Annotated in this window: 26 protein-coding genes and 8 pseudogenes; 19 read left to right on the forward strand and 15 right to left on the reverse strand. The window is 44.4% G+C overall.

Going from position 1 to position 21430, the window contains the following annotated elements; genetic code table 11:
* Nucleotides 1–39: 39 nt before the first annotated feature.
* From HK413_RS04075 to HK413_RS04100, 7 genes and pseudogenes are all read left to right on the forward strand, one after another.
* Nucleotides 40–864, forward strand: a complete 825-nt coding sequence (locus HK413_RS04075; protein WP_175269230.1) for a glycogen/starch synthase — start codon at nt 40–42, stop codon at nt 862–864.
* Between the two features lie 18 nt (nt 865–882).
* Complete coding sequence (locus HK413_RS04080; RefSeq protein ID WP_175269231.1) at nt 883–1113, forward strand: hypothetical protein; 231 nt, start codon at nt 883–885, stop codon at nt 1111–1113.
* Nucleotides 1114–1129: 16 nt separating this feature from the next.
* Nucleotides 1130–2065 (forward strand): DUF4270 family protein, encoded by a 936-nt coding sequence (locus tag HK413_RS04085; protein ID WP_175269232.1) that lies wholly within the window; start codon nt 1130–1132, stop codon nt 2063–2065.
* A 38-nt stretch (nt 2066–2103) separates the two neighbouring features.
* A complete protein-coding gene (locus HK413_RS04090; RefSeq protein ID WP_175269233.1) occupies nt 2104–2262 on the forward strand; it encodes a hypothetical protein in 159 nt (52 codons plus the stop codon).
* Nucleotides 2263–2384: 122 nt separating this feature from the next.
* Nucleotides 2385–3728 carry a glutamine--fructose-6-phosphate transaminase (isomerizing) gene (gene glmS, locus HK413_RS04095; protein ID WP_262886782.1) on the forward strand — a complete coding sequence of 448 codons (1344 nt, stop codon included), beginning with the start codon at nt 2385–2387 and terminating at the stop codon, nt 3726–3728.
* A 66-nt stretch (nt 3729–3794) separates the two neighbouring features.
* Nucleotides 3795–4220, forward strand: coding sequence for an SIS domain-containing protein (locus tag HK413_RS19315; RefSeq protein ID WP_317169282.1), 426 nt, complete (start codon nt 3795–3797; stop codon nt 4218–4220).
* Nucleotides 4221–4407: 187 nt separating this feature from the next.
* A pseudogene (locus tag HK413_RS04100) lies at nt 4408–5344 on the forward strand (LysR substrate-binding domain-containing protein).
* A 128-nt stretch (nt 5345–5472) separates the two neighbouring features.
* Here the strand turns inward: HK413_RS04100 and HK413_RS16655 are convergent.
* Together HK413_RS16655 and HK413_RS04110 are read right to left on the reverse strand one after the other, a co-directional pair.
* A pseudogene (locus HK413_RS16655) lies at nt 5473–5830 on the reverse strand (CAP domain-containing protein).
* A complete protein-coding gene (locus tag HK413_RS04110; RefSeq protein ID WP_175269235.1) occupies nt 5757–6428 on the reverse strand; it encodes a CvpA family protein in 672 nt (223 codons plus the stop codon). Before HK413_RS04110 ends, HK413_RS16655 begins: the two are co-directional and overlap by 74 nt.
* Before the next feature lie 231 nt (nt 6429–6659).
* On the opposite strand from HK413_RS04110, the gene HK413_RS04115 reads away from it, so the two are divergent.
* The 5 genes and pseudogenes from HK413_RS04115 to HK413_RS19325 all read left to right on the forward strand — a co-directional run bounded on the left by HK413_RS04115 (nt 6660) and on the right by HK413_RS19325 (nt 8602).
* Nucleotides 6660–7079 (forward strand): very short patch repair endonuclease, encoded by a 420-nt coding sequence (locus HK413_RS04115; protein ID WP_175269236.1) that lies wholly within the window; start codon nt 6660–6662, stop codon nt 7077–7079.
* 69 nt (nt 7080–7148) lie between these two features.
* Nucleotides 7149–7325 (forward strand): helix-turn-helix domain-containing protein, encoded by a 177-nt coding sequence (locus HK413_RS21945; protein ID WP_217452056.1) that lies wholly within the window; start codon nt 7149–7151, stop codon nt 7323–7325.
* A 351-nt stretch (nt 7326–7676) separates the two neighbouring features.
* A pseudogene (locus tag HK413_RS21950) lies at nt 7677–7978 on the forward strand (DNA cytosine methyltransferase); the annotation flags it as partial.
* A gap of 7 nt (nt 7979–7985) precedes the next feature.
* Nucleotides 7986–8150, forward strand: a complete 165-nt coding sequence (locus HK413_RS21955; RefSeq protein ID WP_394353128.1) for a DNA cytosine methyltransferase — start codon at nt 7986–7988, stop codon at nt 8148–8150.
* Nucleotides 8151–8236: 86 nt separating this feature from the next.
* The gene (locus tag HK413_RS19325; protein ID WP_262886786.1) at nt 8237–8602 is read left to right on the forward strand and encodes a DNA cytosine methyltransferase; all 366 of its coding nucleotides are present in this window, start codon (nt 8237–8239) and stop codon (nt 8600–8602) included.
* On the opposite strand, the gene HK413_RS04130 is transcribed toward HK413_RS19325, so the two are convergent.
* From HK413_RS04130 to HK413_RS04145, 5 genes are all read right to left on the reverse strand, one after another.
* A complete protein-coding gene (locus tag HK413_RS04130) occupies nt 8591–9730 on the reverse strand; it encodes an MvaI/BcnI family restriction endonuclease (protein WP_217452057.1) in 1140 nt (379 codons plus the stop codon). The genes HK413_RS19325 and HK413_RS04130 overlap by 12 nt on opposite strands.
* Nucleotides 9685–9900, reverse strand: coding sequence for a hypothetical protein (locus tag HK413_RS14825; protein WP_217452058.1), 216 nt, complete (start codon nt 9898–9900; stop codon nt 9685–9687). The genes HK413_RS04130 and HK413_RS14825 overlap by 46 nt, the downstream gene beginning before the upstream one ends.
* A gap of 390 nt (nt 9901–10290) precedes the next feature.
* The gene (locus tag HK413_RS04135; RefSeq protein ID WP_175269237.1) at nt 10291–10539 is read right to left on the reverse strand and encodes a pentapeptide repeat-containing protein; all 249 of its coding nucleotides are present in this window, start codon (nt 10537–10539) and stop codon (nt 10291–10293) included.
* Nucleotides 10533–10625, reverse strand: coding sequence for a pentapeptide repeat-containing protein (locus tag HK413_RS21960; RefSeq protein ID WP_394353129.1), 93 nt, complete (start codon nt 10623–10625; stop codon nt 10533–10535). Before HK413_RS21960 ends, HK413_RS04135 begins: the two co-directional genes overlap by 7 nt.
* Before the next feature lie 25 nt (nt 10626–10650).
* Nucleotides 10651–11154: a helix-turn-helix domain-containing protein gene (locus HK413_RS04145; RefSeq protein ID WP_175269238.1), complete on the reverse strand. Its 504-nt coding sequence runs from the start codon at nt 11152–11154 to the stop codon at nt 10651–10653.
* A 313-nt stretch (nt 11155–11467) separates the two neighbouring features.
* On the opposite strand from HK413_RS04145, the pseudogene HK413_RS04150 reads away from it, so the two are divergent.
* The 5 genes and pseudogenes from HK413_RS04150 (at nt 11468) to HK413_RS19330 (ending at nt 13598) form a co-directional block, all read left to right on the forward strand.
* Nucleotides 11468–12555 (forward strand): annotated as a pseudogene (locus HK413_RS04150) (Mrp/NBP35 family ATP-binding protein).
* Between the two features lie 25 nt (nt 12556–12580).
* Nucleotides 12581–12858 (forward strand): annotated as a pseudogene (locus tag HK413_RS04155) (NifU family protein).
* Between the two features lie 116 nt (nt 12859–12974).
* Nucleotides 12975–13229: a hypothetical protein gene (locus tag HK413_RS04160; protein WP_175269239.1), complete on the forward strand. Its 255-nt coding sequence runs from the start codon at nt 12975–12977 to the stop codon at nt 13227–13229.
* Nucleotides 13230–13269: 40 nt separating this feature from the next.
* Complete coding sequence (locus HK413_RS04165) at nt 13270–13410, forward strand: hypothetical protein (protein WP_175269240.1); 141 nt, start codon at nt 13270–13272, stop codon at nt 13408–13410.
* Between the two features lie 62 nt (nt 13411–13472).
* The gene (locus HK413_RS19330; protein WP_262886784.1) at nt 13473–13598 is read left to right on the forward strand and encodes a hypothetical protein; all 126 of its coding nucleotides are present in this window, start codon (nt 13473–13475) and stop codon (nt 13596–13598) included.
* A gap of 3 nt (nt 13599–13601) precedes the next feature.
* Here the strand turns inward: HK413_RS19330 and def are convergent, their stop codons facing one another.
* The 5 genes and pseudogenes from def to HK413_RS20700 form a co-directional block, all read right to left on the reverse strand.
* Nucleotides 13602–14174: a peptide deformylase gene (gene def, locus HK413_RS04170; protein WP_175269241.1), complete on the reverse strand. Its 573-nt coding sequence runs from the start codon at nt 14172–14174 to the stop codon at nt 13602–13604.
* Nucleotides 14175–14192: 18 nt separating this feature from the next.
* A complete protein-coding gene (locus HK413_RS20685; RefSeq protein ID WP_317169276.1) occupies nt 14193–14429 on the reverse strand; it encodes a hypothetical protein in 237 nt (78 codons plus the stop codon).
* Between the two features lie 36 nt (nt 14430–14465).
* Nucleotides 14466–14597 (reverse strand): annotated as a pseudogene (locus tag HK413_RS20690) (insulinase family protein); the annotation flags it as partial.
* Nucleotides 14543–14761 (reverse strand): hypothetical protein, encoded by a 219-nt coding sequence (locus HK413_RS20695; RefSeq protein ID WP_317169277.1) that lies wholly within the window; start codon nt 14759–14761, stop codon nt 14543–14545. The gene HK413_RS20695 and the pseudogene HK413_RS20690, both read right to left, overlap by 55 nt.
* Before the next feature lie 5 nt (nt 14762–14766).
* Nucleotides 14767–15423: a M16 family metallopeptidase gene (locus tag HK413_RS20700; protein ID WP_317169278.1), complete on the reverse strand. Its 657-nt coding sequence runs from the start codon at nt 15421–15423 to the stop codon at nt 14767–14769.
* 170 nt (nt 15424–15593) lie between these two features.
* On the opposite strand from HK413_RS20700, the gene hpt reads away from it, so the two are divergent.
* A complete protein-coding gene (hpt, locus tag HK413_RS04180) occupies nt 15594–16133 on the forward strand; it encodes a hypoxanthine phosphoribosyltransferase (protein ID WP_175269242.1) in 540 nt (179 codons plus the stop codon).
* Nucleotides 16134–16384: 251 nt separating this feature from the next.
* Nucleotides 16385–16582 (forward strand): annotated as a pseudogene (locus tag HK413_RS20705) (GIY-YIG nuclease family protein); the annotation flags it as partial.
* Between the two features lie 97 nt (nt 16583–16679).
* On the opposite strand, the pseudogene mfd reads toward HK413_RS20705, so the two are convergent.
* From mfd to HK413_RS04195, 3 genes and pseudogenes are all read right to left on the reverse strand, one after another.
* Nucleotides 16680–20022: pseudogene (gene mfd / locus HK413_RS04185) on the reverse strand (transcription-repair coupling factor).
* A 42-nt stretch (nt 20023–20064) separates the two neighbouring features.
* Nucleotides 20065–20424 carry a tetratricopeptide repeat protein gene (locus HK413_RS04190; protein WP_317169284.1) on the reverse strand — a complete coding sequence of 120 codons (360 nt, stop codon included), beginning with the start codon at nt 20422–20424 and terminating at the stop codon, nt 20065–20067.
* Nucleotides 20415–21374 (reverse strand): tetratricopeptide repeat protein, encoded by a 960-nt coding sequence (locus HK413_RS04195; RefSeq protein ID WP_175269244.1) that lies wholly within the window; start codon nt 21372–21374, stop codon nt 20415–20417. Before HK413_RS04195 ends, HK413_RS04190 begins: the two co-directional genes overlap by 10 nt.
* Nucleotides 21375–21430 lie beyond the last annotated feature (56 nt).

Consider the following 21430-nt stretch of genomic DNA (forward strand, 5'->3'; position numbering starts at 1 on the left):
TTTTTTGAGGTGTTACAAAATTTAAATTCTGATTTGGAGATGGGTAAATCTAAGCTTTTGTTTATAACTCATGAAATGTCACCTTTCCTTGAACTCTCTAAAATTTCTGAAATAACACGCCAGCTTCCGCAGGCTATGCAGGAAAAAGGTTACGAGATCCGTATCCTTATGCCGCGTTTTGGAAATATTAATGAGCGCAGGAACAGACTTCATGAAGTGATCAGGTTATCGGGCATGAACATTATCATTAATGATAACGATAATCCGCTGATCATAAAAGTTGCATCTATCCCGGCAGCACGCATGCAGGTATATTTTTTAGATAATGAAGAGTATTTCCAACGCAAGCATGTGTTTGAGGATAAGGACGGCAAATTTTACGCTGATAACGATGAGCGTATGATCTTCTTTTGCAAAGGGGCATTAGAAACGGTTAAGAAATTAGGCTGGGCGCCTGACGTAATACACTGCCACGGCTGGATGAGCGCATTGGTACCGGCTTATTTAAAAACAACTTATAAAGACGATCCTACTTTTAAAAACTCAAAAGTGGTTTACTCTATTTATGAGAATGATTTTAAAGGCGATATGGGCGCTGAATTTGCGCATAAAGCCGTTATGGGCGACATGACCGAAAAGCATACCGATGTTTATAAAAACGGTACAAATACAGCCTTATACGAAGGGGCCATTCATTATAGCGACGCCATAGTATTAGGAAGTGAAAACATTGATGAGGATGTGTTAAATAATGTTAAAAACAGCCAAAAATCGGTGTTAGAATTTAATTCGACTGCAGATTTCGAAAATTATTACAATTTTTACGACGAAATTGCCAGTGAGGAATTGGCGAACGTTGTATAAGCTTTGAGAGATCGATATATGAAATTTTATAGATTAGACTTATTAACGCTGTTGATAAGTCTTTTTATTTTGAACAGTTGTAAGAACCAGGATACTATTGGTTTGGGTGTAGTAAATTCAAACCGGGTAAATGGCAGCCTTATAGACACTTCTACCATTGTTATCAATACAGTGCCCGAAGACAGTGTACAAACCAATGCCCGGCGCATAGCGCGCTGTCTTATTTCAAGGACCCTGTTTTTGGCATAACCGAATCCAACCGGCTATGGACCTTAATTTGCCGGGCTTGACTTCTTATAGTATCCCTACAGGAACAATAACCGTCGATTCGGCTTTGCTGGTTATCAAATACGCACGTAATAGTTTTTATGGCGACTCGCTTACCTCAAGGTACAAAGCAAACGTATACCAGCTTAAGGAGCGCGTGCTTTCTCAGTTGTATTATAATACCAAAACCTGGAGCGTAGATAAGTCAACCCTACTGGGCAGTAAATCTTTCGTAGCAAAAACAAGCGATAGTGTACAAATAATAACTCCTATTGCCAACAAGCCCGATACGCTTGTAAAAGTTTCGCCGCAATTAAGAATACCTATCAGCACTGCTTTTATTAATAAAATTCTTTACAACGCAACAAAAGATCAGCTTAACTCAAACCTTGTATTTAAAAACAATGTAAAGGGCTTGTATGTAACGCTTGATCAAAATCAAACCGGCCCGGGTGGTACCGTAATGTTCGCGCTTGACTCTGCCGCTTCTGTACAGATCTATTATAAACACAGTGATGGAACTGTTATTGATACCGGTGTATTAGTTTTGCCAAGCGTAACACATGCTATCGAGGTAAAACACACCCGCTCTGCAGCTGTACAAACCGAACTTGCCAACACAACCACCGGCCGAAAAAGCTTTTATATACAAGGGCTTGGCGGGTTAAGAACTAAAATAAGTTTCCCTTATCTTAAAAACATTATTAAAACTATAGGTGGGGATGTTGTTATTAACCGGGCGGAGCTTGTTGTTACACCAATGCCCGGTTCGACAGTACCGTTTGCACCATTACCAAAGTTGTCGTTATACCAGTTAGATCTTGCCAAACAGCGCCAGTCCGTTCAGGATGCTTCGCCTACCGACGTACGCTCATTTGGTCGAACCGTCCTGGGGGCTTCTATGACAAACAACAACAGCAATATCATTTTGTAATTACCGCTTATATACAAGACCTTTTAAGCGGCAAAAGCGTGGATTATGGCACCTACATCGGCGCTTCAGTACTTACACAACAACCGAATATTGCCCCAACTGCCGAGATAGATGGCCGGACCCCGGCCGTAGGCTTTGATACAACCTCGCCGTATCGTATAAAACTTAATCTTTTCTATACAAAAGTAGTTAAATAGCATTTCTGACAACCCATAATTAATATTGAAAATTAATTATGGGTTGCTCTTGTTATTAACATATACCTGATTATTTTTGCTGATCACTACATTATTTTTGCTAATTACTAATTTACTTATTTATGTGTGGAATTGTAGGCTACATAGGCTATAGAGAAGCCTACCCAATAATTATTAAAGGGTTACACCGGCTGGAGTACCGCGGTTATGATAGCGCAGGTATAGCCCTTTATGATAAAGAGCTTAAGGTTTATAAAAAAGCCGGAAAAGTTAGTGATCTTGAAAACTTTGTTAAAGATGTAAGTCTTTCCGGCTCGGTTGGCATGGGCCATACCCGCTGGGCCACCCACGGTGCCCCAAGCGACCGTAACTCGCACCCACACTCATCAAACGACAGGAAATTAACCATTATACATAACGGCATCATTGAAAACTACGGGATCATTAAAGAAACCCTGTTAGCCAAGGGCCATGTATTTAAAAGTGATACCGATACTGAGGTTTTAATACACCTGGTAGAAGATATCCAAAAAGAAACCGGCCTTGACCTTTTAGAGGCGGTTAGGATAACCCTGACAAAAGTAATAGGCGCCTACGCCATCGTTATCATGAGTGCCGATGAGCCTGATACCCTGATTGCAGCCCGCAAAGGCAGCCCAATGGTAATAGGCGTTGGCAAAGGCGAATACTTTATCGCATCAGATGCTACACCTATTGTAGAGTACACCAAAAACGTTATCTACCTGAATGATAATGAGATTGCTTTTGTTAAGCGCGATGAGTTGCTGATTAAGAATATTGATAATACCATACAAACACCATACATCCATGAGTTAGATATGAAGCTGGAGTCGCTTGAAAAAGGCGGGTATGACCACTTCATGTTGAAAGAGATCTACGAGCAGGCGCGATCTATCCGTGATTGCCTGCGTGGCCGCATTTATCCGTCGCAAGGAAAGGTACAGTTAGGTGGAATTGGCGAGTATGCCGAAAAGCTTAAAAACGTAGATCGTATAATTATTGTAGCCTGCGGTACCTCATGGCATGCCGGCCTGGTTGGCGAATATTTGATTGAAGAATATGCCCGCATACCTGTAGAGGTTGAGTATGCGTCAGAATTCAGGTATCGCAACCCTATTATTACCGACAAAGACATTGTAATAGCCATATCGCAATCAGGCGAAACGGCCGATACGATGGCAGCGCTTGAAATCGCTAAAGAGCGCGGGGCAACTATATTTGGTATCTGTAACGTAGTTGGCGCATCCATCCCCCGCCTTACAGATGCCGGTCTTTATACACACGCCGGACCAGAAATTGGTGTGGCATCAACCAAGGCTTTTACCGGGCAGGTTACCGCTCTAACCATTGTGGCGTTCTTCCTGGCGCAGCAACGTGGTACCATTACCAAAAGCAAGCTCATAGAATATCTAACTGAACTTGAAGGCATACCCGCCCCTGGTTGAAGAAACATTAAAATGTAACGATCGCGTTGAAAAAATTGCCGCCCGTTTCAAAGATGCCAACAATGCATTGTTCCGGGCAGAGGAAGCTCTTTCCCGGTGGCCTTAGAGGGCGCTTTAAAGCTTAAGGAGATCTCGTATGTACACGCCGAGGGTTATCCTGCCGCCGAAATGAAACACGGCCCTATCGCCTTAATTGACGAGGATTTGCCGGTTATCTTCATCGCAACCAAAAACGCGTCGTACGAGAAAGTGGTGAGCAATATCCAGGAAGTTAAGGCCCGCGGCGGTAAAATCATCGCCATAGTAACTGAAGGCGATACCGAAGTACGCGACATGGCCGATTATGTAATAGAGATCCCGCATACCGACGATGCTTTCGTTCCGTTGCTGGCTACCATACCGCTACAATTCTTATCCTACCATATAGCCGTTATGCGTGGTTGTAATGTCGATCAGCCACGTAATTTGGCTAAATCGGTGACGGTGGAGTAGAGAGATTAGTGATTGGAGGTTAGAGATTAGTCTAAACATATAGTAAAGCCGCTTAGCAACCTAAGCGGCTTTTTTGTTGTCCGTCCGCCCATGTTAACAGACACCGTGGACAATCCTGACATAACATATAGCCAAATTCAATAAATTACTATATTTACATAGATTTACTCTATAACACATTAACACCATGACGATAACCCAGCTTGAATACATCGTAGCCGTTGATACCTACCGCAGTTTTGTAGCCGCCGCCGATAAGTGTTTTGTTACCCAGCCTACCCTGAGCATGCAGATCCAGAAGCTGGAGGATACCACGGGAGTAAAATTGTTCGACCGCAGTAAACAACCTGTAACGCCTACGGAGATAGGCATAGATATTATTAACCAGGCCCGCGTATTATTAGCCGAGAGCGAGAAGATCAAAGAGATCATATCAGACCGTCAAAAAGAACTTTCGGGCGAGCTGAAGGTGGGTATCATCCCCACCGTATCCCCTTATATCCTGCCTAAAATATTACACGGCTTCATTCAGAAATATCCGCAGGTAAAGCTCATCGTATGGGAACAAACTACCGAGCAGATCATCCAGCAGTTAAAGCTGGGCACTTTAGACTGCGGCATCCTGAGCACCCCGCTGCACGAAACCAGCCTCATAGAGATCCCCGTGTTTTACGAAAACTTTGTGGCCTACGCCAGCAAGCACAGCAAGCTGTATAAAAAGAAAACCATTAACCCGGATGATATTGATATGGAAGAGATCTGGGTGCTAAACGAAGGCCATTGCATGCGCGAGCAGGTGCTAAACATTTGCCAGCGCCGCAAATCAACCCGTGGTTTCCAGCATTTCGAATACAATACCGGTAGTGTGGAGACCCTGAAACGCATGGTAGACCAAAACAATGGCGCCACCATACTGCCCGAGCTTGCCCCTGGCCGACCTGACCGACAAACAGCTCGACCGCGTACGCTACTTCAAATCGCCCGAGCCGGCGCGCGAGGTAAGCATCGTCATCCAGCGCAATTACCTAAAGCGCCGCATGATAGAGGCCCTGAAAGCAGAGATCCCGGAGTTCGTCCCCAAACGCATGAAAAACAGGAAGAAGAAGGAAGTGATGGAGTTTTGATAGTTCATTGGTTCATTAGCTCACTGGTTCATTGGTGGTATAGCGGATATGTCGAAGCGAGCCTAATGGACAATCAGGCTAATAAACCACCCACCAATAAACTAATGAACCACTGAACTAATGAACCACTAATTCCTAAATGCCTGCGTAATCATCAACCCATACCAGCCGGCATCCAGTATGCCTATGCCTAACCGCCCGAAAGCCGGGTTAAGGATATTGGCCCTATGCCCCGGCGAGTTCATTAGCCCCGTGTGCGCCATGGGCAGGGTTTGGGTAATAGCTATGTTTTCGCCAGCGGTTAAAAAGCGTACGCCGTCGTTTCGCATCCTGTCGAACGGATCCAACCCCTCGGGGGTAGTGTGAGAAGTAGCCGCGCTGCAGCATATCTACCGAATGGTCGCGCGCTACCTTAGTTAGTTCCGGGTCGGGTTTTAGGGTTTGCAGGCCGCGTTTGCGGCGCTCCCGGTTCACCAGCTCCAGCATCCGGGCTTCCGAGGTCGGGGCGGGGTTTGGCCGTTACCGACCGGAACGGCAGCGTTATCATCCGCTCGTGGCTCACCATAGCCGTGCCTGTGCCTTTCAGTTGCATCAGCGCGTCGGTAAATATCGGCGAGAGGCGCTCGTTAATCAGCCCCACGTTGCCGGCCAGCTGTTTGGCTACCGGGCTTTTGCGCGCCTCGCGCATAAACACATTATCCAGCGGGTACACCACCAAAAAGGTAGCTATCAGTATCGCCCATATGTAGCCGTTTATCAGCCCCGGCACGGTGCCCAGCACCAGGTTTGTACGGCTTTCGGTAATCCGTTCGGGAACGCGGTTAAGCAGCCAGTGCACCAGCCGGTCGATAACCGCCTGCGCCAGTATAATGGTGATAATAAACCCCAGCGCCGGCGACCATACCCCCGTTTTAGGCAGCACCTTTAACAGCACGCCGCTAACGGGCTTATACAACACCAACGCCAGCCCAAGCGTAGTAACCCACGACAACAGTATCAACCCCGACAGGATAAACCCCCGCTGGTACCCCGTCCACACGCTAACCAGCACCACCACAATTATCAATAGGTCTACTATGTTCATATAGGTTATAACCAAATATACCAGATTTTTTGTTTTACAAAGCGGGCTATAAAATGAAGTGACAGTAACCTAATCTGTAATCCACCAATCACTATTCAACTTACATGGGCGTTGCCTGCGGCCCGGGCTGTCCATTCATACGCCTGCAGGCATTAGGTGCGAAGGGGCCGGTATACATTGCCATCCCTAACGCAAGACAAATCAATTCTGTAACTTTACCGTTATTACATTATGGCAGATGTGCACAGCAAAGAAACCCGCAGCTACAACATGTCGCGGATCAAAAGTAAGAATACCAAACCCGAGATGCTGGTACGCCAGTTCCTGCACAAAAACGGTTTCCGCTACCGCCTGCATGTAAAAGACCTGCCCGGCAAACCCGACATTGTACTCCCCAAATATAAAACCGTAATTTTTATACACGGCTGCTTTTGGCATGGTCATGAGGGGTGTAGATACTATGTTGTGCCGAAGACAAGGACAGAGTGGTGGTTGAATAAAATACAGGGAAATGCTACTAATGACACCAAAGCCGAGGCCTTGCTAAAAGAGAGCGGGTGGAAAATTGTTAAGATTTGGGAATGTGAATTAAAGAAGCTTTTATCTGAAAAAACTTTGGCTCAACTACTGCTAAATCTGGCTCCGGAATAATTCTCCACAATCGCAAAAGTTCACTTATATCCGATTGACTTATAGTCGAATAGGCGATAGCTTGCAGCTATGGATATTCGCAAGAAAATCGGCCTTCGTATAAAGGAATACCGGACAAATTTAAAACTCACCCAAGAAGCTTTAGCCTTTAAAGCTGAGATAGATAAGACTTATGTAAACGAGGTTGAAAACGGAAAAAGAAACATTTCCGTTATCAATCTTGAAAAAATTGATTTGTGCACTTGATATAACTGTTAGAGAGTTTTTTGACAGCAAGTCTTTTGAAGGAGGCGTTGAATAATGGCTCTTAAATCTTCAAAGGCTAATTCGCCTCTTGTACCTAATGAATTAGATTCGGCGGTACTTACACATTATGTTGTAACGAAAAACAAAGTTTATAAAGACAAAGCATACGAAATTGCTGAAAATAACCCCAGCGAGTTTCATGAGCCGGAAGCCTTATATCAAGCCGTACAAAAAAGCTTATTTGATGTTACCGATATTCCCTTTCCCGGACCACCAAAAGGAAAAGAAAAATTCACCTTTATTGATTTGTTTGCCGGCATAGGCGGCTTTCGGTTGGCTTTGCAAAATTTAGGGGGCTTTGTGTATATAGCTCAGAGTATGACAAATTCGCTCAAAAAACATATTTCGCCAACTTTGGTGAAACACCATTCGGTGATATTACTAAAGACGAAACTAAAGCTTTTATACCGCCGAAATTCGATATTCTTTGCGGTGGCTTTCCTTGCCAGCCGTTTTCTATAGCTGGTGTATCCAAGAAAAATAGTTTAGGTAGGAAACATGGATTCGAAGACGAAAAACAGGGAAATTTATTTTTCCATGTTGCTGATATAATCGAAAAGCATCGCCCAAAGGCTTTTTTCTTGAAAATGTAAAAACCTTGTGTCACACGATAAAGGAAATACATTTAAGGTAATTAAATCTACATTGGAAGATTTGGGTTATTCGTTTAATCATCGAGTATTAAACGGTAAACATTTTGTTCCCCAACACCGGGACAGAACTATAATGGTTGGTTTTGATAAGGAGTTTTTGGACCCGATATAAGTTTCGATTTCAATCTGGTAGAATTACCTGAAGCTGATAAAACGATAAAAACTATTCTTGAAAAAGACATAGATCCGAAATATACGCTGTCCGATAAACTTTGGAATTTTCTTCAAGAATATTCTAAAAAGCATAAATTGAAAGGCAATGGCTTTGGATATGGCCTAACTAATTTAGATGGCATTTCGAGAACAATTAGCGCAAGGTATTATAAAGATGGTTCTGAAATACTTATACCTCAGGCTAATTCAAATCCACGCAGATTAACGCCTAATGAATGTGCAGCATTACAGGGCTATCCTGTTAACGCTGGAAACAAAAGTTTTAGAATTGCCGTATCTGACAACCAAGCTTACAAGCAGTTTGGAAACTCTGTTGTTACGCCGTTAATCCAAGCTGTGGGAAAAGAGGTTGCAAATGTTATAACGACACATAAGAAGCTATCGATTTAACAGATCGATAGTTTCACTTTGTTTATACAGATGTGTAAGGTTTCCTGATTTTATCCTGAATTGGCTTCGCCTTTTAATAGCCGGTTTGGAGCTAGATGCCAATTCCATTTTAATTCCGGGATCGTAATAAATATTACCTAATGCCATTTGCATTAAGAACAGTTGAAAATCGGTACCCTCACCAAGAAGAACTTTGTTGCCATACTGATACTGTTGAGAAGGCGCTTTTATAGATTTAGAAGGTATATAGCAAGCCTGATTGTGTTTTTTATTCCAGTGTTTTATTAGCGATGCAAAGCTCCAGCTCGAAGCTTCATTACCTCGACTATCTATTAAGGATATCGACCCACTAACATTTTTAATTTTTGAGCTCTCGATATCAAATCCAACCAATTCTAAGGTTAAACCTGTAAGGGGTTGATTAACCCCCATTTTGTGTATACCTCCAAAATTCAGCCTATCAACTATTCCATTTTTATCTGCATATCCGTACGTCCGAATAAAAGCATCAATCCCATTTGTGTACAAACCGCCAGTAGGTTCAGGCGTCATCAGAGTTATAACCTCATTCGATATCCTATCAAAGTTAGCCGCTTTGAATTGTTTGATTTCATATCCTAAATAATCTGGTTCAGAATAGCCATTGGCGGAAATACCCAATTCGGCTTCTAATGTATATCCACCGCAATTAGATGTCAGGCAGGGTAATAAGTTTCCCGATTTATGTAGCCTTTTAGAATCAATCCAACCTAATGAATGGATTCGTAACAGTTCTTTCAATAATAACTCTCTATAATTAATTTGTGATACAAGGCTAATAATTTTAAAAACACCAAGCTCATTATCTAAATTTAATTTATTAACGGCTTGCGCTATTTCTGATTCCGGATGAGTAACATAACCTAATGTTTCTCCGTCTTTTGCTACAGCTAAAAACAATAATCTTCCCGGGAGTCTCTGCGTCATTAATTCGGATGGAGCATTTTCACATCGCGCCAGAAACCCAGAAAAACGAACTTCTGGATATTTTGGATATAGAATAAACTGGGATTGGGGAGCATCATAAACGCTTCCTTCTTCTGTTATCCACCCAAACCTGATAGTTGCTTTGAACCTTTCTTTTGCCAATCTCCAGATGGTTCTTCTTTAACTTCAGAAATCGGGAAAATATTTAGGATGTCATAGCTTCCGCTTAGATAAACCTGATTCTTTGAATTATCATTCGCCGATAGAGTTTTGATATAAACCTTATCGCAACCATGTGCAATGAAAATATTCTTTAGTTTCTCTAAGGTCATTGTCAGGTGATTTTCAAAAATAAACATAAGGATTTATTTTCATATCATTACCTAATCATGTAGAGATTGATACTCTATCGCTCGCAAAGACGTAGCGGAGTAGGTTATAAATCCACGTCATCCTGAACTTGTTTCAGGATCCCACAGGACAGGTAACGACTCAGCGCATGGGATGCCGAAACAAGTTCGGCATGACGGTTGGGTAGCCGCGTTAGCGATTGCAACGGATACCGGCCCCGTCGAGGGCCCTAGGGCAATCGCGCTTAAGGCCTGCAGGCGTATGAGTGGAAAGCACGGGCCGCAGGCAACGCCCGCCACCCCAACGTAAAACGTATTACGTATAACGTCCAACCTAACCCGTCAAAACGTTATACGTAACACGTTACGGCATTAAACTAAGGTAATCCCGCCCAGGTCTGCTTTGCCGCTTTTCAGGAACTCGTAGGTCATGCGGTCGGCCTGGCAGTTGATGAATTTGATGCTTTTTAGCTTGCTGTTTTTAAAGAAGGTGTTAACCAGCGTCGCGTTTTGAAAGGTCACCCGCAGGAAGCCGCAGTTCTCGAAAGCGCAGTCGTTCAAGCTGCCTTCAAAAACCATATCGTCCATATGCGAGCCGTTAAAGGCGGTATGTTTTAACACCGCGTTGGTGAGCGTGCTTTTTGCACGGCCGAGCCTCTAAAAACTGTTCCGGTTAGGTCGGCACCCGTAAAATCGCAGTTCTTGATATGGCTTCTTAAAAATTCGGCGCCTTTAAGCTGGCAATTGGTAAACTGGTTGCTTTCGGTGCGAGCCCTGTATGCGGGCGTTGCTCAGGTCGGATGCGGAGAAGTCGCAGCTTTCTACATGGTTGCTTTTAAGCAACAGCCCCTGCATGGCCGAGCCCGCGAATTTGCAGCGCTGCATGTTTGACGAGCTGAACTTTTCGTGCAGGTTGTTGAGGCCCGAGAAGTCGGCATCCACCCATTTGCCGTTGGACATATCCCAGCTTAGCTTTTTCTCTGGCATCGGGGTAGCCGGTTGGCCCGCTGCCGCGTCGCCGGTTGCCGGCCGGGTGTTATCAGAGAAATAGTTAAGGTCGACACCGGTAATTTCGGCCAGGCGGTTTAAGGTGATGATGTCGGGCATGGATTCGCCGCGCTCCCATTTACCCACGGCCTGCGGGCTGATGAACAGGCGTACAGCCAGCTGGGCCTGCGATAGGTTGATCTGTTGTCGTGCTTTGGCAATTTTGCTGCCGATGGTTTTTGTTTCCATAGTTACTGTCTTTTTTGTTTTAATTTCGACACAGCAAATGTATTTAGCCGGGCATTTGTCAGCCCTAAAAATGCCGCCACTATTAGTTGTAATATCGCTACATATGGTTGTTATTTAGCAACTAAAGGTAGCAGCTGCCTAAATTGCAACGGCCGGGCGTTATAACGGCATCCTAAGGTACAAAGTTAAGGGCTTATATTTCAAGGATGAGGCCGGTGCGCACGCCAAACGTACCACGCGCAAACGTTCTCACATTATGATGACACTACTTCGCCCCGTTTTAGTAATTTTGCTACTAATTACGCGCGTTATTATGCCCATTACCAAAGAACAAGTACTGCAAGCCCTTAGCAATGTTGAGGAACCGGATTTGAAGAAAGACCACGGTTACGCTTAACATGATCCAGGATATCGTGATAGACGGCAATAGCCTTAGCTTCTCGGTTATCCTTACTACGCCTGCCTGCCCCCTAAAGGCGCTGATAGAAAATGCCTGCCGCAATGCGATAAGCCATTTCATAAGCAAAGACATACAGGTTACGATTAACATGACGTCGCGCGTTACCACGCAGAAGAACACCGGCGTGCCGGGGGTTAAGAACATCATAGCCGTTGCCAGCGGCAAGGGTGGTGTGGGCAAAAGCACCGTGGCGGTTAACCTGGCGCTGGGCGGCTAAAAGTGGTGCCAAAGTGGGGCTGATAGACGCGGATATTTACGGACCAAGCATCCCGATAATGTTCGGCCACGGAGGGCGCCAAACCAAGGGCAAGTAATGAGAATGGCAAAACACGCATTGAGCCGATAGAGAAATACGGTATCAAGCTGCTAAGCATAGGGTTCTTTACCGATCCTAACCAACCCGTACCATGGCGCGGACCAATGGTATCAACCGCCGTTAAACAGCTTTTTAATGATGCCGACTGGGGCGAGCTTGACTACCCGGTAGTAGATCTTCCACCCGGTACCGGCGATATCCATATCACCATAACACAGACATTTCCGGTTACGGGGGCGGTTATCGTAACCACTCCGCAGGCCGTTGCGCTGGCTGATGCCAAAAAGGGCATAGGTATGTTTTTGATGGAGAGCATAAACGTACCGCTATTGGGTATTGTTGAAAACATGGCCTACTTTACCCCTGCCGAGCTGCCTGATAACAAGTATTACATCTTCGGCCGGGGAGGCGGCAAGAAACTGGCAGAGCAGCTGGAGGTGCCTTTCTGGGTGAGATACCGCTGATTAAAGGCATAAGCGATAGCGGCGACGCGGGTAAACCTATTGTTTTAAACGAGGAGCATGAGCTGATGGTTAACGCTTTTACCGAAATGGCAAATCGTGTGGCACAGCAGGTATCCATCAATAATGCAATGGCATTTGGCAACAATATTGTAAATAATTAATAACTTTACTTATAAATTAGTAAAAATGAGTTTATTAGAAAGGGTTGAAGAAGCGTTAGATACGATACGACCGTACCGGAAACAGACGGCGGCAATGTATCGGTTGAGGAGATAACACCCGAAGGTATAGTGAGATTGAAGCTGTTAGGGTCGTGCGGATCATGCCCCATGAGCATCATGACGCTTAAGGCGGGCATTGAAGGTGCCATTATGAAAGCAGTGCCCGAAATTACCGGTATAGAGGCCATAAACCTTACCGATATTGACGACCCTAACGCGGTACTCCCCGAAAACTTGCGCTAACTAAATGTTAAGTATTGTTAAAATGCCTCCGGGCGTAAATGCAATACCGTTAGTTTAGAAACTAAAAACTATTTTTACCCGTTAACAGTAATTATAGTAAAAGGCTTAACCGCTAAATGAAATACCTGATTGGCATATTATTCTTATTGGCTACAGCAACGGCATTCGGCCAAACTACCGACAAGCCGCTGGTGCAGTTTACCGGTATTACCCGCAATACTGATACTACCCACGCTATAGTACCCTACGTTAATATTACCAACGTTACTACAAAAAACAGGTTTATATATCTAATTACCAAGGCTATTTCTCTTTCGTGGCGCACGAGCAGGATACCCTGCGCTTTAGCAGCGTGGGCTATGTGCCGGTAACTATTGTTATCCCGGCCCATGTAAAAACCAAAGCCTGGTAATGAATGTGCTGTTAAAGCCGCAAATTATTAACCTGCCGCTTGTAAGGTTGTTCCCATGGGCCACTACAGATGAGTTCAGGAAAGATTTTTTGGCGATGAAGATTGCTGATGATGACCGGAGATTGCCCGTAAAAACCTGAACCCGGCCTATATACGCGCTGCCGAGGCGGCTTTACCTAATTATGGCTATGGCGGCATCAACGTGCAGGAACTGCATAACAGTATTGTTAACTCGCACTCAATTACCAACCCGCTGCTTAACCCGTTTGCACGGGGCAGCCTGATTCGTGATATTGCCGCCGGCGATAAAGCTATCGGAAGTAAGTAGCGCTTAACGGCCTTTTTTAACCGCCGGGAACTTCATTTTATATTCTACGTCCACAATTCCTTTCGAGATATCGTTCAGTCGTTTTTCAAGCATGCGTTTGCGTAGCGGGCTTAACCTGTCGGTAAACAGCTTGCCTTCTATATGGTCGTACTCGTGCTGTATAACACGTGCAGCAAGGCCGCTGAAGGTTTCTTCATGGTGCTTCCAGTTCTCGTCGTAATAGGATAACCGTATGGTTGATTTACGGGTAACGTCTTCCCTAACATCGGGTATGCTTAAACAACCTTCATTAAAGCTCCATTCCGCCCCGCTTTCTTCCTCAATACACGCGTTAATGAAAACTTTTTTGAAGTTTTTTAACTCGGGTTCATCATCCTCAAACGGAGTAGCATCTATAACAAACAAACGCATAGATAAACCAACCTGCGGCGCAGCCAAACCAACACCACGTGCAGCATACATAGTTTCGAACAGATCATCGCATAATTGTTTGATATGCGGATACTCTGCTGGCTCGATAGCCGTTGCTTTTCGTCTTAATACCGGGTCGCCGTAGGCTACAATAGGAAATTTCATGGTTACAAAATTACAGCTTTATTGCTTAGGCTCAAATAGTAGCGCAATCATTTTACTTTCATCAAATATTTCATTGCTGATCTCCAGCAACTGCTCTGCCGTTACAGCATTTATCTTCTCGAACAATTGCGGCAGTGTATCAACATAATTAAAGTCGATGAGGCTTTTGGCCATGGATATAATCAGGCTCATTCGGTTCTCTTCGGCTAAGGCTATCTGCCCAATAAACTTTTGCTTGGTTTGATGTAGTTGCAAGGTGCCCAATTTCTGCTCGCGTAGTTTCTTTAGTTCTTTATATACCAGCTTAGCAGCTTTATCGGCTTTTTCCGTATCAGTACCAAAGTAAATAGAGAAGATACCGGTATCGGTTAGCGCGGTATAATTTGATTCGATAGTGTAGGCAATGCCATGCTTCTCGCGGATCTCCGGTTAAGCCGGTTACTCATCCCCATGCCGCCTAACAGGTTATTCAGCAACAACAAACCGGTTTTATGGTGATGTGATGACGAGTAAGCCTGGTTGCCAATAACACAATGCGTTTGCGATATGGGCTTATGGATGATGTGGTTCCCGGTGACATTGACCACCGGGGTTATCCTGCTCTTTTATTATAATTAGGTTGGATATGCCCGAAATACTTATCGCCGAGCTTACTTACTTTTTTAAAATCGTAATCGCCTATTACGGCGAAGATGATCTCGTTAGTATTATAATTTGCAGCGATGAACTGCTTCATGTCATCGCGGCTTAATGCGCCAACGGTTTCGGTAGTGCCTAATATATTTTTTCCTATCGGATGATCTTTAAACAACAGTTCCTCAAAATCATCCTGGATAGCTTCCTCGGGCTGATCAAGATAGGATGCGATCTCATCCCGGATCACTCCGCGCTCTTTCTCCAGCTCATCTTCAGGGAAGGTAGAGTGGAATACAATGTCCTCGAACAGATCGATTGCGCGCTCTAAATAAGGGTTTAAAAACGATGCGTGGATGCAGGTATATTCCTTGGTGGTATAAGCGTTCAGGTCGGCACCTACAATTTCCAGCCTGTTTAATATCTGGTTGGTACTGCGGCGTTCGGTTTCTTTAAACAGCAGGTGCTCAATAAAATGGGCCAGGCCCTCCTTGTTGGGTAATTCATCGCGCGAACCCGCATTAACCAGCAGGCAGCAATGTGTAACCGCCGAAGGCGCATATTTGTACATTATCCGGATGCCGTTGGATAGGGTATAGAGCTGGTATTCCATCATTTGAGGGGCAAAGATAGGGAATAAATAAACAGCTAATCATCAGCTATAAATCATAATAGCGTCGCTTAAAATAAATACATTTATTACATTCGTCAATGTTTCGCAAACAGTCCGGCGTGTCTAATCATACCCGGCAACTGGCGGACGGACATCCTTAACAATACATCGTAATGAACATCAAAATAGCCGATCTCGAATTTGAACCGCTGATCTCTCCCGAAGATATCCAAACCCGCATCAAACAAATAGCTGCCGGGCTAAACGCAGAGTATAAAGACAAGACCCCCATCTTTGTTGGTGTGCTTAACGGCTGCTTTATGTTTATGGCCGACCTGGTAAGGCATATCAACGTACCCTGCGAAACCGCTTTTACCAAACTATCATCCTACCACGGCGGTACAACCAGCTCGCGTAAAATAAGTCATGATGTTGAACTGATGGTTGATATTGCCAACCGACACGTTATTGTGGTTGAAGACATTGTAGATACCGGCAACACGCTCGACTACCTGGTCGACAAGCTAAAGCAGCGTAACCCGGCCTCCATCACCGTAGTTGCCTTACTGCTAAAACCAGAAGCTATTGAATTTAGCGTTGAAGAGTTGCAACACGTAGCGTTTCAGATCCCTAATGAGTTTGTGGTTGGATATGGTTTGGATTATATGGAGCTGGGGAGGAATTTTGAGGGGATTTATAAGCGGGTGGTGTAAATATCCCATTTGTCATCCTGAGCATATATCTTGTATATTGACAGCAAGCGTTGCACAAATCGCTCGTAGAAGATCCTTCACTATGTTCAGGATGACAAACTAACTAATGTTTATATGCGCTCTCACAATTACTATACCTACATATTAACCACTTCAACCAAAAAGGTATTGTATACCGGCGTAATCAATAACCGGAAAGAAGATTATATGAGCATTATTTTGGCACAAACGCCAAGGATAATTTCACAACAAAGTATAAGTGTTATTATTTAGTTTGGTTTGAAAGATACCAATATGTTAATCACGCTATAGAGCGGGAAAAAGAAATCAAAGGCTGGCTGAGAGATAAAAAAATAAAGCTTATCGAATCGGAAAATCCGGAGTGGCGTTTTCTTAATAGCGATTTGATGGAATGGCCGCCAAGATCCGAAGATAGTTTGTCATTCTGAGCGATAGCGAAGAATCTTGTATGATTGATAAGTAAACGTCGTATTTATCGCTTTTAGAAGATCCTTCGCTATGCTCAGGATGACAAATTAGCGAGTATTAAACCTGATCCAGCATCCCACCCAACAATTCCACAGCTTCATCAATACCATTCACACCCTCAATACTTAAACGCAGGGTATCTTTTACTTCTTTTAAATTAGTACGGCGCGGATTAGCCTGCACAAACGTGAGCACGTTGCGGAACGTGGCTGTTTCGAAATATGGCGATTGCTGGTTGGTAATAAAGTAACCGCGTAGTACGCCTTTTTTAACGAGATCTTTTCAAAGCCGATAGCCTTGCCCATCCATTGCAGGCGCATGGTGTTTAGCAGGTCATTTACCTGTGGCGGGATAGGGCCAAAGCGATCATGCAGTTGTTGCTGGAATGCTTGTAGTTCGGCTTCATTTTCCAGCTTCGACAGATCAGAATATAAGTTATACCGCTCTGATAAGCTGGTTACATACTCGTTGGGGATCAGGATCTCCGTGTCGGTATCTATTTGCGTAAACGCGATGAACGGTCGCGGCTTATCATCAGGGAACAGGCCTTTAAACTCATCATCCTTTAACTCGTGGATAGCTTCATCCAGGATCTTATGGTACATCTCGAAACCAATCTCGGCAATAAAACCGCTTTGCTCGGCGCCTAATAAGTTACCGCTGCCGCGGATATCGAGATCGCGCATAGCCACATTAAAGCCGCTGCCCAGGTCACTAAATTCTTCAATAGCGCTCAGGCGTTTTCGGGCCTCATTGGTTAAGGTTGATAACGGGGGACTCAATAAATAACAATAAGCCTTTTTATTGCTCCGCCCCACACGGCCACGCATTTGGTGCAGATCGCTCAGGCCAAACATGTGGGCGTGGTTGATGATGATGGTATTGGCATTAGGGATATCCAAGCCGGCCTCAATGATGGTTGTCGCCACCAGTACATCGTATTCGTGGTTAACAAATTTCAGCATTACATCTTCCGGGCATCGCCCTCTAACTGGCCGTGGGCTATGCCTACACGTGCGCCCGGCACCAATTTATGGATCAATGCACCTAATTGCGGCAGATCTGCAACCCGGTTATGGATAAAGAATACCTGGCCATTACGCTCCAATTCAAACGCCACGGCATCTTTTATCAGCGTATCATTAAACACATGCAACTCGGTAACTACCGGCTGTCGGTTTGGCGGCGGGGTTGATATGATGGATAAATCGCGCGCGCCCATTAGCGAAAAATGCAGCGTACGCGGGATAGGTGTCGCAGTCAGCGTCAGCGTATCCACATTGGCGCGCATTTGTTTCAGTTTCTCTTTAGTGCTTACACCAAACTTTTGCTCCTCGTCAATGATCATCAGGCCAAGGTCCTTAAACTTTACATCCTTGCTCACTAAGCGGTGAGTACCTATGATGATGTCAACCTTACCTTCTTTCAGCTTCTCTAAAGTTTCCTTTATCTGTTTACTCGATTTAAAGCGGTTAACATAATCTATATTGCAAGGGAAGCCTTTTAACCGCTCGCTAAACGTTTTATAATGCTGGGCGGCAAGAATAGTTGTAGGTACTAATATGGCTACCTGTTTGCTGTCGGCAACAGCCTTGAAGGCTGCGCGGACGGCCACCTCGGTTTTGCCAAAACCCACATCACCGCATATCAGGCGGTCCATAGGGTGCGGGGCCTCCATATCCTTTTTAAAGTCGGTGGTGGCTTTTTCCTGGTCGGGGGTGTCCTCGTAAATAAAGGATGCCTCCAGCTCGGTTTGCAGATAACTATCCGGAGAAAAAGCGTTTCCGACCTGCGATTTGCGCAGAGCGTAAAGCTTGATCAGGTCGCGGGCTATGTCTTTAACTTTTTTTTTTGTGGTTTTCTTCAGCTTCTCCCGGTATCGGTACCCAGCTTGTTCATGCGGGGCACGGTACCTTCTTTGCCGCTGTATTTAGAGATCCGGTTAAGCGAGTTGATGTTTACATACAACAGGTCATTATCGGCATAGATCAGGCGGATCATTTCCTGCTGCTTACCAGCAACTTCTACTTTTTCCAGGCCGGCATATTTGCCTATGCCGTGGTCAATATGGGTTACGTAATCGCCGGGCTTAAGCTCGCGCAGTTCTTTCAGGGTGATGGCCTGCGAGCGCTGGTAGCCTTTTTTAAGCTTGTATTTATAATAGCGATCAAAGATCTGGTGATCGGTATAGGCGGCAAGGTGCTGCTCCCTGTCCACGAAACCTTCGCGGATGCTGATGCTTATCGGCGTAAATTTTACGGTTTTATCCAGGTCCTCTAATATGGCGTATAGGCGCTCCACCTGCCGTGCCGAATCCGTTAGGATAAAATTCTCGATCTTCTCGGATTCGTTGTTTTTAAAATTATGGATCAGCAGGCTAAAGTCTTTATTGAACGATGGCTGCGGTCGCATATCAAAACTAATGGTCTCGTCGGCCTGGTAAAAAAACTGCTTACCAAATTCTACAATCGCAAAATCGCGCAGCTGGTCGGCAATTAGTTTTTCATCGGTAAAGCCAAACTTGGGGTCAATCCAATCAGGGTTCTGGTTCTTTTCATCAGCCGACAAAGCGTTCCACAACTGGGTGGCTTTTTTATAACCCGATTGGATAATATCAAACGTAAACTGTACATCTTTTATCCAGATCTGGGTATCATCATCAATATATTCTAACAGCGATATATTGCTTTCCGTTAAAAATTTAGATTGCACGTTAGGCACAATGGTAATGCTCTTAACCTGCTCTACGGACAGTTGACTCTCGATCTCGAAGGTGCGGATAGACTCGATCATATCGCCCCAAAACTCAACCCTGTAAGGCAACTCATGCGAGAAGGAGAAGATATCAACGATACCGCCGCGAATAGAGAACTGGCCGGGCTCGTACACAAAATCAACCCGTTCAAAATCATACTCTACCAAAAACTCATTGATAAAATCAATGCTCAGTTTATTGGTTACGGCTATCTCTAAAGTGTTTTTTCAAGGGACGCGCGGTCTATCACCTTCTCGGCCGGGGCCTCGGGATAGGTTACTATCAGTTGCCCAAATTCGCTGGAGTGGTTAAGTTCGTTCAAAACCTCGGCACGCGCTAAAACATTGCTGCTGTCGGGCTGGGTAAATTCAAAGGGTTTACGGTATGATGAGGGGAAAAGCAGTACTTCTTTACCGGTCAAATTTTCCGTGTCGGCACGGAAATAACCGGCTTCTTCGCGCTCGGGCAATACAAACACCATATGCTTGTGCTGCAAAAATACAATGCTACCGCCATGGTCGCATCACCCGATCCGACCAAACCACGAAGCTGTATCCTTGGGTTTTTACCGGCATTTATGGCTTTCGCCAGCGCCTTAACCCTGTCATCAGCTTTATATCTGTCTAATATATCACGGATGTTCAAAACGCTGCAAATATAGGTAAAGAGTTTTATACACGACTGGCGTTATCTGCAATATCGTGCCAAACTGGCCTTAGCTCCCGAAAAACCTAACGAGGCCGCCTTGTTTATATCAACACATGCCCCCTTTTTATCACCATAAAAGTATTTAGCAATGCCACGGGTATTATAAGCGTTGGCATAGTCGGGATTAAGTTTAATAGCTTCATTATAGTATTGTATAGCCGTACCATAATTGGCCGAAAAGATATAGGAGTTTCCTAAATTTACATAAGCAACCGCGTCGTTTGGATTTATGGCAAGCGCTTTTTTAAGATCCGCAATTGCCCCTTTATAATCTTTATGCTGGTTTTTTGCCAAACCCCTGTTGCTATAAGCTATCGCCGTGGTATCTGTTATGGAAATGGCTTTATTACAATCAGTAAGGGCGCCGGCAAAATCGCCCTTAGCGTTTTTGCAGTTGCCCTGTTGGCATAGGCTTCGGCACTGTTAGGGTTTAGCGCAAGCGCCTTATCAAAATTAGCCATCGCGTCATTATAATTTCCTGTTGATGCCTGTATGGTTGCTAATTTAACGTAAGCCTTTTCATTTTTTTCGTCCAAAGTAATGGCTTTGTTATAATCGGCTGTAGCGCCCGTAAGATCTTTCAGATCAGCCTTTATAATACCCCTGTTGTAATAAGCATACGGTTGTTCGGGGTCTTCATCTATAGACTTGGAAAAATCCGAAATAGCGCCACTTTTATCATTAAGTTTTGCTTTCAGTAATCCTCTGATCATGTAAATGTCCGCCCGGGGTTTTAATTCGATCAGACGGGTATAATCGGCTATCGCAGCAGCGTAGTCCTTTATATATTTTTCGGCAATGGCTCTATTAACATAAGCATCAACAAATTGCGGATTATACCTGATAGCCTGAGTGTAATCTTTAATAGCATCGCTATAGTTATTAAGCGCTGCCTTTGTCGCGCCCCTGTTATAATATGCTACCGAGTTGGTTGAATCTAACTTTATCGCGGTATCATAATCTGCCATTGCACCTGGTATATCATCGTTATATCGCTTTGCGCTGCCTCTATGGTCAAACATAACCGAGTTGTGGTTCATAATAGAGATGGCAGATGTATAGTCCTTTATAGCGCCCGGGTAGTCTTTAAGTTCAAACCTTGCCAGCCCGCGATGATAGTAAGCGTCGCCAAAACCTTTATCAGCTACAATAGCCTTGTCAAATAATTTAACGGCTTCTGCATAGTCCTTTTTGTTAAATTCATCGTATCCTTTTTTATCATATTGATCGGCGGTTTGGGCAGATGATATTAACGGTAGTATTAATAATAACAGCAGTAATTTTTTCATAACCATAAGCTTGTTAAAGGTATTAAATTTTAAAAGCCGTTTTATTTACTCATCAA

Source organism: Mucilaginibacter humi (genome assembly GCF_013087555.1).

Excerpts from the sequence above, each read along its gene's own strand:
- glmS (WP_262886782.1), top strand. The coding sequence starts at position 2,385 with ATGTGTGGAATTGTAGGCTACATAGGCTATAGAGAAGCCTACCCAATA.
- HK413_RS04115 (WP_175269236.1), top strand. The coding sequence starts at position 6,660 with ATGGCAGATGTGCACAGCAAAGAAACCCGCAGCTACAACATGTCGCGG.
- HK413_RS20700 (WP_317169278.1), bottom strand. The coding sequence starts at position 15,423 with ATGATGGAATACCAGCTCTATACCCTATCCAACGGCATCCGGATAATG.
- HK413_RS04110 (WP_175269235.1), bottom strand. The coding sequence starts at position 6,428 with ATGAACATAGTAGACCTATTGATAATTGTGGTGGTGCTGGTTAGCGTG.
- HK413_RS04085 (WP_175269232.1), top strand. The coding sequence starts at position 1,130 with ATGGACCTTAATTTGCCGGGCTTGACTTCTTATAGTATCCCTACAGGA.
- HK413_RS04160 (WP_175269239.1), top strand. The coding sequence starts at position 12,975 with ATGAAATACCTGATTGGCATATTATTCTTATTGGCTACAGCAACGGCA.
- hpt (WP_175269242.1), top strand. The coding sequence starts at position 15,594 with ATGAACATCAAAATAGCCGATCTCGAATTTGAACCGCTGATCTCTCCC.
- HK413_RS04165 (WP_175269240.1), top strand. The coding sequence starts at position 13,270 with ATGAATGTGCTGTTAAAGCCGCAAATTATTAACCTGCCGCTTGTAAGG.
- HK413_RS21945 (WP_217452056.1), top strand. The coding sequence starts at position 7,149 with ATGGATATTCGCAAGAAAATCGGCCTTCGTATAAAGGAATACCGGACA.
- HK413_RS04195 (WP_175269244.1), bottom strand. The coding sequence starts at position 21,374 with ATGAAAAAATTACTGCTGTTATTATTAATACTACCGTTAATATCATCT.
- def (WP_175269241.1), bottom strand. The coding sequence starts at position 14,174 with ATGAAATTTCCTATTGTAGCCTACGGCGACCCGGTATTAAGACGAAAA.
- HK413_RS14825 (WP_217452058.1), bottom strand. The coding sequence starts at position 9,900 with ATGACCTTAGAGAAACTAAAGAATATTTTCATTGCACATGGTTGCGAT.
- HK413_RS04080 (WP_175269231.1), top strand. The coding sequence starts at position 883 with ATGAAATTTTATAGATTAGACTTATTAACGCTGTTGATAAGTCTTTTT.
- HK413_RS04145 (WP_175269238.1), bottom strand. The coding sequence starts at position 11,154 with ATGGAAACAAAAACCATCGGCAGCAAAATTGCCAAAGCACGACAACAG.
- HK413_RS04075 (WP_175269230.1), top strand. The coding sequence starts at position 40 with ATGGGTAAATCTAAGCTTTTGTTTATAACTCATGAAATGTCACCTTTC.